Source organism: Nostoc sp., assembly GCF_036917155.1.
GTDB lineage: Bacteria > Cyanobacteriota > Cyanobacteriia > Cyanobacteriales > Nostocaceae > Nostoc.
This window is the reverse complement of the sequence record NZ_JBALDZ010000072.1, coordinates 1-12,285: the sequence shown is the minus strand read 5'-3', so window position 1 is coordinate 12,285 and position 12,285 is coordinate 1. Positions and strand designations below refer to the sequence as shown.

The window sequence follows — 12,285 nt, the reverse complement described above, 5'->3', positions numbered from 1 at the left end:
ATTTTCTGGTTACTTGATTGTTCAAATTATCATCAGCGCATTTTCTGTTTATGTAGTTTATCCATGCTACTTATTGAAGTGCGGAATGTGGGTTGGTATAAGAACAAAAAATGACTGGTCAAGTTAGTGATGGATTAATCTATAAAAGTCAAATATGTGGAGTATCCAGCCGCAGCCGATCCTTTTCTGACAGTCGCTTTAGTTAAAGCCGCACGAGAATTAGAGGTAAAATATTACATCGGAATTACGGCATCAGTTGATACTTTTTACGAAGGACAAGAACGCACTGATTCAGCAAATCCATATTTAATGCGATCGCTGCATGGCATTACAGAAGAATATCGGCGCTTGAATATCTTGAATTACGAGATGGAATGCGGCACACTATTCAAAATGGCAGGAGTGTATAATTTTGCTGCTGCTGCTATTTGCGGTGTAGTAGCTGGGCGTACTGATAGTGAAAATATCATCTTAGAACAAAGAGATGTCGCTGTTAAACATGCGATCGCAATTGCTGTAAATGCAGCAGCAAAACTGGAGTAAGCTAACAAATTTATCTTAATTAGTATGTCGCGTTTAATCTGCTCTAAGAGGATGTTTGAAAAGTATTAGGCGAATAGAATTCGCTACTACACAAACCAAGCCCACCTCCGTGGAAAGCATGAAAAATCAAGGTTTTTTAACCCACGGAGGTGGGTAGAGTCTCGTGTAGCCGCGATTTCTAATCGCCAGGGCTAGTAATAATTTAGACTTTTCAAACAACCTCTAAGTGTTCTTATCGTGTCTTTACCTAATCTTTAATTTATCAATCAGTAATTCTAGTTAAGATATATACAGGGTAAGCTCATTTAATTTTGTATGATGTGAACTTGAAAAATTAAAAGATATAAGCATAAAAGACAGGATAAAAAACGCACTTGACAACTGAGAAAAATCAACGAAAAGACTTCAATGCTGTTGTCAACAAATTGTCAGGAGCCAGGCTGATATCACAAGGCTTTGAAACTAAATTTGCTGAAGCCCTGAAAAATCCTAGTGTTCAGAGAAAGCCAAAAGAAATATCAATCAGACATCGGCATTATTCAACAGAGTCTATAGGTATCATTAATGTCGCAAAGAATTGAATGGATTGATTGTTGGAAAGGTCTTGCCATAATTACAGTTGTTGTAGGACACATAGTTAACCCCGTATCGAAATATATTTTCTGGTTTCACATGCCGCTTTTTTTCTTTATCAGTGGATATCTTTATAGCAAAAAAACTGACTACTCTGCTTTTTTTCAGAAAAAGTGTTTTTATCTTCTAGTACCATATTTTTCATTTCTTTTTTTATTTACTCTACTTCAATATCTACCATTAATAATAGATAGTTGGCAGCAAAAAAAAATATTACCTATAGACAAACTTATAGGATTTATAATTCCGGTCATCTGGAAACAAGTGTATGGTGGAGCAAATCTGGTGCTTTGGTTTGGTGTATTTTGGTTTGTAACTTGTTTATTTTTTACGCAGCAGTTATATAACCTGATCTATGTAAAATTTGGTTCTAATAATTGGTTGATGATAAAAATTATGCTCGGCTCCTATTGTTTAGCAATGATAAATTATTTTTATCTAAAAAATGTTGTCTTTCCTTGGAATATTAATGTAGTTGCAATGGCACTTCCATTTTACTGGTTAGGACACATGGCAGCTAAATCATTTTTAATTAATTCTAAAACCCTGATATTCCTAATAATAGGAATAATCATATTTTTGACTGCAATGTTACTAGATATAGTGTCTCTGATGCCTTTAAATTTTAATATGAAAAGTACAAACTATGGAGTCTTGATTGTTAATGTTATCATAGCTTTATCTGGTATTATTATTACACAGAAATTGGCGCTACTACTTTATAATAAACCTTACATAGGAACTGTCCTGCGCGAACTTGGTAGTGCTTCTATGATCATTATGTATTTACATCAACCGATACAAATAACGATTAAAAGTTACCCAATTTTCGCAGTTCAAGGAATTAGCGTAATAGGTACATTAATTATTTCATATATTATCTACAAAATTATATTCAATTATTCAATTATGCGTCAGCTTTTCTTGGGTGATTTTTCAACCCCAAACGCTAAACTATCTAGGACAAATGCATCTCAATCAGGCTTGACACAAGGAATCAGAAAAAACTAATGTATGGTTAATTTAAGAAGAATCCAGAATCCAGAATTCAGAATCAATCAGTCGCGGGTCTGAATCCCCGATTGATAGCGTAGCGGTAGCGAGTCTTCTCCCTTGGCGTTAGCCTCTCCCAATGTGATTCGGGGAGACGCTAAGAGCGAACGAGCATCGCGTCAAGATTGCTGACTCCTGAATTCTGACTTCTGAATTCTTCTTCAATAAGTATCTCTTTTATTAGGAGAGAGGTTAGAGTGTATTGTATATAAACGATAGCTGCTATAAACAAATATGGTGTTTTTGTATTAATAAACTGGGCTTTTGACACAAACTTTTGCAGTAGTTATGAGTAATTTAGTTATCAACAAATATCAAAATAAATGGAGAATAATATAATATGAAGAATGCTTGGAAGCCTTGGATTACGACTGTTAACCTAGCTGCAATCGCACTAATGCCAACGCTGATATTTTTAGCATTCTCTCATCGAGCGACAGCAGACGATCCAGGAGGATGTTACATGGTAACTTCCTCTGGTAAAACCGTTGGATTAGGAAGGCTTTGTGGCAATGTTAATATAGTTGCACCTCCAGACAACAAAGTTTTTCGAGTTCCCATCAAACGCCGCTTTGGTGGAACTCCTGTGATTGATGTCACTTTCAATGACAAAAAAACCTTTGAAATGATTGTAGATACAGGTGCTAGTGGAACGATTATCACTCTAAGTATGGCTAATACACTTAAACTTCAGGCTACGGGTACAATGCAAGCCCAAATTGCTGATGGTAGCGAAGTAGAATTCTCAACTGGTAAGGTAAAATCTATTGCAGTAGGTGGAGTTACAGGCAATAATCTTCAGGTAGCGATCGCTCCAAAAGCAAGCATCGGCTTACTGGGCCACGATTTTTTTGGCAACTATGACATCAAGATTCTAGAAAAAGAGATCGAATTTCATCACCGCTAATGCTCGGAGTTGAAACTAGGGACTAGGGATTGGGAAAAGCAGTACGCGAGGACTAAGTTTTAGTCACAAAGACTGGCTACTTTGCCACAGAGTTGCAAATCCCTAATCTTGATTCTTCTTGTTTACAATAACTTGAAGCCGAGGTTATTAAGAATTTCACGCAAGCGATCGCGTCCTCTCAAAGCCTCCACAGTTGCAATTCGCTGGGCTGAGTGTTCTGACCAATCACCAGCAACATTCATCTTTTGTTCAGTATAAAAGTCTTTGATGATGTTGTTGTAGTGAGCGATCGCTTCCTCTTGTTCTGCCAATTTATAGGTTTCACGGTGTAGCACAGCTGTCTGGGGTAAGCGTGGTTTAATCGCCGCTTCTACTTCAGGATTCGGATAACCTACACACAACCCAAATACAGGGAACACAGAAGGCGGTAAATTCAGTAGTGCTGCTACTTCTTGAGGATGGTTCCGTAGTGCGCCGATATATACTGTTCCCAAACCAAGGGACTCGGCTGCTACAGTTGCATTTTGTGCTGCCAATGCGGCATCGATTGTAGCTGTCACAAAGGATTCCAAATATTCTAAGGCATCATGAGATAGTCCGCGACTGTCAGCAACGTAACTTAGACGCGCCAAGTCTGCTAACCAAACCAAGAATAAAGGCACTTGCTTAATGTGTGCTTGGTTTGATGCTAGTTTAGATAATTCTTCTTTGCGTTCTTGGTCTTCGATTGCAACTACACTCCAGGTTTGCAAATTAGAAGAAGTAGATGCAGATTGGGCGGCTGCAATTAGCAACTCTAGAGTTCCTGGTGGTAGAGGATCGGATACATAAGACCGGATTGAACGGTGAGATAGTAGTGATGTCAGCGAATCATTCCATTCAATTTCCGAATTGAAGGGAGTTTCACCGTAGCGCGATCGCAGTAGTTCTGTAGGATTAGTCATAATTAATTCCAAGATTTACATTTCAAAAGTTGTCAGTTGTTTTACTACTAATACCAATTTTATCTGTCAGGGCATAGAGATGTATGCCCTGACAACCGATTCATTGTACTAGTACAACACGGCGTAAATAAACTACCCATTTAAAATAGCCAAAAAGCTTATAAAATAAGCATTCTTTCTTTTTACTTTTGCCTTCTTGTACTAGTTTAAGTTTTTGGGTTTAAGTTTTTGGTGAAAAAGCAGCATATTCTTCTTTTGTCAAAACTGCATCCTTCACATTTACCTCTTTGGGAATTAACTTCAATTTATAATATGTATCTGCAACATCTTGTTGGAGATTTATCAAATTGTCGTCAACTGGTACAAGCCCAAAAGTTCGCCTATTAGTTGCTTTCCTCATCGTTTCTAAATCAATTCCTAACACAGGTGCGAGAGCTTTTGCTACTTCTTCTCGATGATTTTTAGACCATTCCTCTAGATTTTGAATTTCCTCCAGTATTGCCTTGACAGTTTGAGGATTTTCTGTAACAAACTTGCGGGTCATCAAATAATATCCTCCCTGTTTATTAATTCCCGTGCCATCAATTAAGACTCTGGCTTTAGTTGCCTCTTGAGCCGCTGCATAGAAGGGGTCCCAAATTACCCAAGCATCCACACTTCCCTTGACAAATGCCGCACGGGCATCTGCTGGGGCCAAATATTTTGGTTCAATATCTGTATATTTCAATCCAGCTTTTTCTAAAGCTTGGACTAACAATAAGTGGGCACTAGATCCTTTTTGAAAGGCAACTTTTTTACCTTTTAAGTCAGTAACTTTTTTAATTTGTGAATTTTGAGGAACAAGAATTGCTGAACCAGCCGGACTAGCAGCAGTACCAACAACATAAGTTAGTGATGCTCCCGCCGCTTGGGCAAATATTGGCGGTGATTCTCCTACTGGGCCGATGTCAATGCTACCCACATTCATCGCTTCTAGTAGTTGTGGCCCCGCTTGAAATTCAGTCCACTGTACAGTGATACCTTGTGGTGCTAAACGCTTTTCTAAAACACCCTTAGTTCTCAGCAAAACAGTCGTTTTTTGATAGCCAAATCTGACTACTTTTGCATTGGAAGCGGAATTGCTAACAGATATGGCACTGGGATTGGGGGCATTAGCTGTAGGTGTAGATGAACAGGCAGCAAATAGCAAGCTCAGACAAAGACCTGTAACAAAAGCCCCCACTATTGGCAAAGGAGAGGAAAAGAATAACTTATAATACTGGTTGCTAAAGGGGATATTCCTGAATTTTATGAATGATATCCACTTGGCAATGAAACGACGCAAGATTAGGTTAATCATCAATATGATTTCTCCGAACTATATAAATACTATAAACTTATAGGTTTACCGGAGTATACGACAATAGGGTTCAATCAAGCAACACCTTCGCCAATTTACGAGTATTGGCATAGAGCCAACCTAGATAATATACTCAGCGCGTTGCTCTAGTGAGACAGAGGGCAGTTTTCATTTATCCTGTCCATCTAGAATCAGGGTTTTAGGTTTTGTCTAAGAATATTGCACGCTCTTGTGTTGGTCTATTTCGGCAAAAGCTAGACTACCTCTATTTCGGGTTAAGGTTTTGTTAAATAATATTTACTAAAAACATAATCACAGTTTAACGCTCTATCACTAGTCTTAATTCTCGGTAGTTCATTCTAGTGATGTCATGTTGAACAAACCTGATAGACAAAAATGTTTAAACTATGCATCTATCGGTGCAGTGATTATGGGGCTGACTGGAGGACCGATATTCTCCACTCTTGCCCAGGCCGAGGAGATTAGAACCCTGACTCCTATCAAGCACGTCATTGTCATTGTTGGCGAGAACCGAACCTTCGATCATCTCTTTGGTACTTACCAACCGCGATGGGGTCAGACAGTGTCTAATCTGTTATCCAAGGGCATTATCAATGCTAATGGAAGACCTGGGCCGAACTTTCAAGCAGCAACTCAATACAAAGCTTCCGTCACCAACACCTTCTCGATAAGTCCTGCTAACAAAGAACCCTATACAACGCTACCACCGCCGAAAGCTGGTGGTGGACAAGTTGCAAGTGACACAAATCCACCTCCCTTTAAGACCTTGGCTGCTGCTCAAGCTGCTGAACCTGCACTGCTACCAGAGGATGTCAAGCTGCTACTGACGGGTGCAACTGGATTGTCGAGTGGTACTGTAGATACCCGAATCCGTAACGTCAATAACTTACGAAGTGGCCCTTTCCAACTAACGCCTAGCCTGCCTTATGACGCTTACGCAGCTAGCCCTGTACACCGCTTCTATCAAATGTGGCAGCAGGTGGATTGCAGCATTAGCCATGCCAGTGCAGAGAATCCTAGTGGCTGTCTTAAGGATCTTTTCCCTTGGGTTGAGGTGAACGTTGGCGCAGGTAGCAATGGAAAGCCGTTTTCGACTTTCAAGGATACTGAGGGTGCCACCTCTATGGGCTTCTACAACGTCAACGAGGGAGACGTGCCATACTTCAAGTCTCTGGCTGATAAGTACGCAATCAGCGACAACTACCATCAACCTGTCATGGGTGGTACTGGCGCAAACTCACTGATGATTGGTATCGGTGATGCCATTTGGTACAGCAATGGTAAAGGCAATCCAGCGACACCGCCGCCAAATGAGATCGAGAATCCCAATCCGCAGCCTGGAACCAACAACTTCTACACCCAGGATGGCTATTCTGGTGGCACTTACACCAATTGTTCTGACTCCAGTCAGCCGGGGGTAAGACCTGTTTTGAATTATCTGAATTCCCTCCCCTACAAACCAAAGTCTAACTGTGCAGCGAATACCTACTATCTGCTGAACAACTACGATCCTGGTTATTTTGGTAACGGAACAGTTAACAACGGGGTCACTAACAATGGTTTTGTGATCCCGCCGTCACCCATTCGCACCATTGGTGATGCGTTGTTGGAAAAGAGGATTTCGTGGCGGTACTACGGTGAAGGTTGGAATAAATACGTTCAAAATCCCACCAGTAACACCAACGTCTATTGCAACATTTGTAACCCCTTCCAGTACGTGACGTCAATTATGGCGAACGAAAAGGTACGGACGGAGCATTTGAAGGACACCACGGATCTGGATAACGATATTCACAACAATTATCTGCCAGCCGTCTCCTTTGTGAAGCCTGGTGGCTTACTTGACGGTCATCCAGGATCATCAAAATTTGATCTGTTTGAAGCTTTTACTAAGAAGATTATCAAAGAGGTTCAAAGCAAGCCCGAACTCTGGAAAGACACAGCAATCCTGATCACAGTTGATGAGGGTGGTGGATATTACGATTCTGGCTACATTCAGCCCCTCGACTTCTTCGGCGACGGAACACGGATTCCTTTAATTGTGGTGTCGCCATATTCTCGCGGTGGTCGCGTTGTTCATACGTATTATGACCATGTTTCGATTCTGAAGTTTATCGAGAAGAATTGGAGACTGTCGCCACTCACCAGTCGTAGTCGTGACAATCTACCCAATCCTGAAACCCGCCGCACAAATCCCTATGTACCGATTAATGGCCCAGCCATCGGCGATTTGAGCGATATGTTCGATTTCTCAAGACATTCGCGATTTGATCGGCATTGGTAGAGTAAAACTCAGGTGCAACTAATGAGATTCTAATGGAGGCGATCGCAGTTTGAACTAAGCAATTCTGTCATTGACAGTTTGAGGTCATAAACAATTTGTCAATAAGTAATAGTGCTTAAAATTTTGCTGAAAACAGACGTAGGAAACACAATTTTAGGGCTGGCGATGCCTACGCCTAAGCGTCATTAAAACAAGCGCCATTTATCCTGACCGGAAAAAGCGTTTACTTAAATACCCACACTTCATATTTGTTTGAAGTGGTTGTGAAAATATTCCAAAAAAGCATTTACACAAGTTAATTGAATACCCGCACACCAGCATTTATTTTTAGCCAAGTACTATTGACAAAAAGAATCTCATCTTAACTTGTCACGAATAACAAGTCTGTCCTGCTGGGAAATGCATAGTGCAGTACTTGCAAGGGGGAAAGTGCGATCGCCCCCGCGAATCTTCAATGCATATCTCCGGAAATGAATATAGAGACGTAGCAGTGCTACGTCTCTACAAGGGTTATGGACGAATGGCACTAAGTTAAGCTGAAGAGTAAGCGGCGTAAGGATTGCAGAGGGGCAGGGGTGCTCTTGTGCAGAGGGGAATTTCTAAATATCCGTTCGTATACCTAAAATTTCTTCTTTCTCCCCTGCTCCTCCGCACAAGAGCACCCCTGCTGCCTCAACGATTTTCCCTTTTCTTAGTGCCATTCGGTTATGGACAATGCACATCCTCAAGTAGTCAATGTTATTGGCGACTTAGGACATGCTCTACGAAATGCTACGCGAACCCATAGCGTCTTGTAGAGAAGAATGCAAAAGAACAGAAGGAAGAAATGCTTAACTCAACGGTATTGCAGTATATTAATAAAGTCAGGGAAAGTTGACATAAAAATAGAGATAAGTGGGGTAAATTAATACTTTCTCGCCTATTGTCGCAGTGACAAAAAACATACCACTAATTCAGTAAATCAGGCTCTTCGCGCACAATCCTGTCGTAAAGGGGCTGGAAACCGAACCATCCACTTGTATGTGACCCTACTTGAGTTTGAGTTAAACGAGCTGTTTCGTGTTTAATAGTAGTTGGTCTACCCGCTGCTTCTGCTAGCAATTGGGCTTGACATGATCGCTCTAAACTAATGTACCAAAAGGCAGCTTCATCTACTGTATGTCCCACAGTTAAAATACTGTGGTTACGTAAGATAATAGCTTTCTTTGGCCCCAAGGCTTGGGCCAGTCGCAGACCTTCAGAAGTTTCTAAAACAACACCCGTGAAATCGTCAAACAGGGCATGGTCTTCGTAAAAAGCACAAGAATCTTGAGTCAAGGGGTCAAGGAGACGCCCCAAACTAGACCAGGCTTTACCATAAAGTGAATGGGCGTGAGCCGCCGCAATGACATCAGGTCGAGCTTCATGAATCTGGGAATGGATGGCGAAAGCAGCTTGATTTACCTGAGCATCACCTTTAACCACCTCACCTTCTCTGTTAACTAAGAGCAGGTCGGAAACTCGGATATGACCGAAGTATGTCCCTAATGGATTGACCCAGAAATGGTCTGTAAACTCCGGATCACGAGCCGTAATATGGCCGGCGATTCCCTCGCTGAATCCAAACTTACCAAATAGGCGAAAGGCTGCGGCCAGACGTTGCTTACGGTGCAGGCGTTCGTCTTCAACTCGATCAAATACTGGGGGTTGTGGTCTATCGTACTTGGGCATGTTCTTTTTCCTCTTCCTCTTTACAGGGAGCGTTGGAATATCCAGAGCGAAAGGATTTAACGCTGTGAGATTCTGGGATGAATTGGTGACGCAAAATGCAACCAGTATCATTACCTAGAATATGGATGGATACAGATGCGCTCTGGGATGTGGTTTTGACGGCGTGGATATCACCATCTGGCGGTAACAGGCGGTAGATATCTCCTGGTTGAAGCGATCGCACTTCAGTTACTTGTAATTGTGCATGTCCTTCGGCATCACCGCTATCTACACGGCGATAGACTGTTTCTTCTTGATTGCCTTGATATAAACCAATTAATCCCCAAGCTAAATGGTCGTGGACGGGAGTTGTGGAACCTGGGGGAATCACCAAACTGAATACTGACAGTGAACGGTCTTTGGCGCGATAAAGTAGCCACTGACCAATACCGCCACCCATCCGGCTTTCAGGATTAACTTGGGCAAATTTTTCCGGTAGCCATTCCTGTTGGGCAAGGAGTTCTTGAAAATAGGGTTCTAGTCTAGCGAGAGTTTGTGGGCGATCGTCAACAGTACTAGCGCTAATTTCCCGCACTGTTGCGACAAAGGATCGTAGTTCCTGGCTCTCAATAAACCATTGATCCTCTGGTAATGGTTCTAATATCGTGTGGTTCGTCATTTATATTCCTCTGTTTGGGAGGCGACTAACATTAATACCAATTTTGTTATCTTTATTGACAATATTACTAGTAGTTTTAACACCAGGGTGAATCTTGAAGCCAAGTTGCTCAAGTTTTAGATGAGAAAGGGACTCCTTGAGAATGATCGTAAAGGGATATCGCTGAAATACCGTAGCTTTACCTTGTGACAATAGCAGCCTAGCATGGCTGATGCGTACTGGATATAACGGTTCTTGGTTGGCATCGAGAATGAATACTTTGGTCATGCAATTTTGAAATAATCAAATTATTTACAGCAGTTTTCAGGTGAGACAGTCAGTAGGGAGTGGTGTAGTTAAATTACTACTTAAAGATACTCTGCGTACCTCTGCGTTGAAAAACACTACGATTTTACGCAACGCTATACTAAGAGACAACAGTGGCTTGTCGCTCCCGTCGTTGCACTTCTGCGCGGACTATGGGAATCACATCTTCTAACTGTTGGCCCATCTAACTCAGATATTTGTCGCGTTCCAATCATCCCAATAAATTCAATTGGCATAGTGCATCACCTCAAAAATTACAAATCTTATTTGGGCATGGGGCATGGGGCATGGGGCATTGGTTATTTCCCCTCATCTCCCTCATCTCCCTCATCTCCCTCATCTCCCTCATCTCCCTCATCTCCCCCTACTCCTACTTAGCCGTGGGGCAAATAGTCGCAGCAACATCAACTCTTTTGGGTAAAATCTTGTGCTCTAGCATCCAGTCAGCAGTCTTCTGAATTTTGGCAACATCATCAGCATTCGGTGTGGCAAGTAGCTGCGGCCCTTGATTCTCAGTTACCCCCTTGGCTACGGCTGGAGAGATTTTGATGTCCTTGACCAGATATTCGGCTGATTTTGCCGTATTTGCATTCAACCAATCGTATTCCTTGGTTAAACCGCTAAAAGCAGCTTTCACGGCTTCTGGAGATTTAGCCGCGGCTTCATTACGCACAAGCATTACACTGTAGGTAGGAGCTGGATGGGTTGTGGTGATTCTCCTAGCACCATGCTCTAATTCGGCAACTGAAATGTATGGTTCCCAAACTGCCCAAGCATCGACGGTTCCTTGGTAGAGGGCGGGTGCAGCATCAGTTGGCCCTAAGAAAACGCGCTGAACTTTATCTTTAGAAATTTTCTCTTTTTCCAATACTTTTAATAACAAATACTCACCTGCACCAGCTTGATTGACCGCAACTTTTTTACCTACAAGGTCAGCAGGTTTACGGATTGGAGAATCGCCCCGAACGACGATCGCACTGGCCAATGATTCCGGTCTGGGACGCTGGACAGCCCCAATACAAAGCTCCTGACCGGCAGCAATAGCTGATAACCCAGGAATGTCCCCACACCCACCAATATCGGCTTGATTCGCGCTAATTGCTTGGAGTAAGGTAGCACATCGGTCAAAGGGGCCAGCCCATTCAACTTTGATATTCTGAACTGCAAGCTTCTTTTCTAACTCTCCTCGTTGACGTGCAATTGGTACCACACCTCCCTTTTGATATCCCAGACGAATCAAACTAGTTTTTTCTTGAGTTTGATTACTGACATTTTGGGCAGTGGTATTAGTATTTGCAGAGTTACTTGGAGTGCAGCCAGAAATCGCGAAACCTAGCCAGGAACTAGCAATCAATAAGGCACTCAAGGATTTGCTTGAGCGTTGTGGCAATAAAAATAAGAGCTTTTTGGACTGATTCAACAACTTTTTGATTACTCCTTTTATTAAAAAAAGATAAGAATGAGAGTCTAGATATCAACTCCAGCACTCTCATAGTTACTGCTCATTTAGGGATTTCCAAGGAATAAATTATCCAAATTTTGTGGGGTGTCTCACAATCATTTGTAGTTGGATATTTTGATTGGGAAGTCTCTTAACTGTGATATTAGTTTCCGTAAATACGGCAAGTCGGTCGGATAACCGTTGAATTTACTACAAGCAGAAATTATCACATACAAATTTAAAAAGCAATAGGCTAGCTGTGAGGAGAGACAAAGCGTAGCTTTAGCTATTTGGGGTTATTGGGATTTAATACAGCAGATTGCAGGTAAGTGATGTACAAATTTTAAGTACAAAGGTAACTGCCCAGGTAGGAATGTCAGGAATATTCCCATGAGGGAAGAAAGATGGTAGTGTTCAAGCATGAGTCCAGAAGAAAAAGATCAAAA

10 protein-coding genes are annotated in these 12,285 nt (G+C 41.8%); 4 read left to right on the top strand and 6 right to left on the bottom strand.

All coding sequences use genetic code 11. The features are described 5' to 3' along the window. Positions 1 to 156: 156 nt before the first annotated feature. The 3 genes from V7K67_RS10795 (at position 157) to V7K67_RS10785 (ending at position 3,136) form a co-directional block, all read left to right on the top strand. Positions 157 to 543, top strand: a complete 387-nt coding sequence (locus V7K67_RS10795; RefSeq protein ID WP_442943809.1) for a phosphorylase family protein — start codon at positions 157 to 159, stop codon at positions 541 to 543. A 564-nt stretch (positions 544 to 1,107) separates the two neighbouring features. Further along, positions 1,108 to 2,187: an acyltransferase family protein gene (locus V7K67_RS10790; protein WP_335166460.1), complete on the top strand. Its 1,080-nt coding sequence runs from the start codon at positions 1,108 to 1,110 to the stop codon at positions 2,185 to 2,187. Positions 2,188 to 2,569: 382 nt separating this feature from the next. Then, the gene (locus V7K67_RS10785) at positions 2,570 to 3,136 is read left to right on the top strand and encodes a retropepsin-like aspartic protease family protein (protein ID WP_334732667.1); all 567 of its coding nucleotides are present in this window, start codon (positions 2,570 to 2,572) and stop codon (positions 3,134 to 3,136) included. A gap of 122 nt (positions 3,137 to 3,258) precedes the next feature. Here the strand turns inward: V7K67_RS10785 and V7K67_RS10780 are convergent, their stop codons facing one another. Next, positions 3,259 to 4,080: an NADPH-dependent oxidoreductase gene (locus V7K67_RS10780; RefSeq protein ID WP_334707572.1), complete on the bottom strand. Its 822-nt coding sequence runs from the start codon at positions 4,078 to 4,080 to the stop codon at positions 3,259 to 3,261. Positions 4,081 to 4,300: 220 nt separating this feature from the next. Beyond that, entirely contained in the window at positions 4,301 to 5,419 is a 1,119-nt protein-coding gene (locus V7K67_RS10775; RefSeq protein ID WP_334729328.1) for a sulfonate ABC transporter substrate-binding protein, read from the bottom strand. Between the two features lie 370 nt (positions 5,420 to 5,789). Here V7K67_RS10775 and V7K67_RS10770 point away from each other — a divergent pair, with 370 nt between their 5' ends. Next, the gene (locus V7K67_RS10770) at positions 5,790 to 7,724 is read left to right on the top strand and encodes an alkaline phosphatase family protein (RefSeq protein WP_334729327.1); all 1,935 of its coding nucleotides are present in this window, start codon (positions 5,790 to 5,792) and stop codon (positions 7,722 to 7,724) included. 948 nt (positions 7,725 to 8,672) lie between these two features. Here the strand turns inward: V7K67_RS10770 and V7K67_RS10765 are convergent. From V7K67_RS10765 to V7K67_RS10750, 4 genes are all read right to left on the bottom strand, one after another. Continuing rightward, positions 8,673 to 9,434, bottom strand: a complete 762-nt coding sequence (locus tag V7K67_RS10765) for a class II aldolase/adducin family protein (protein WP_334729326.1) — start codon at positions 9,432 to 9,434, stop codon at positions 8,673 to 8,675. After that, entirely contained in the window at positions 9,418 to 10,092 is a 675-nt protein-coding gene (locus V7K67_RS10760) for a cysteine dioxygenase family protein (protein WP_335166456.1), read from the bottom strand. Before V7K67_RS10760 ends, V7K67_RS10765 begins: the two co-directional genes overlap by 17 nt. Then, positions 10,093 to 10,359, bottom strand: coding sequence for an RRXRR domain-containing protein (locus V7K67_RS10755; protein WP_334707965.1), 267 nt, complete (start codon positions 10,357 to 10,359; stop codon positions 10,093 to 10,095). It lies immediately after the preceding gene. A gap of 409 nt (positions 10,360 to 10,768) precedes the next feature. Further along, the gene (locus tag V7K67_RS10750; RefSeq protein ID WP_335166454.1) at positions 10,769 to 11,788 is read right to left on the bottom strand and encodes an aliphatic sulfonate ABC transporter substrate-binding protein; all 1,020 of its coding nucleotides are present in this window, start codon (positions 11,786 to 11,788) and stop codon (positions 10,769 to 10,771) included. Between the last annotated feature and the right edge of the window lie 497 nt (positions 11,789 to 12,285).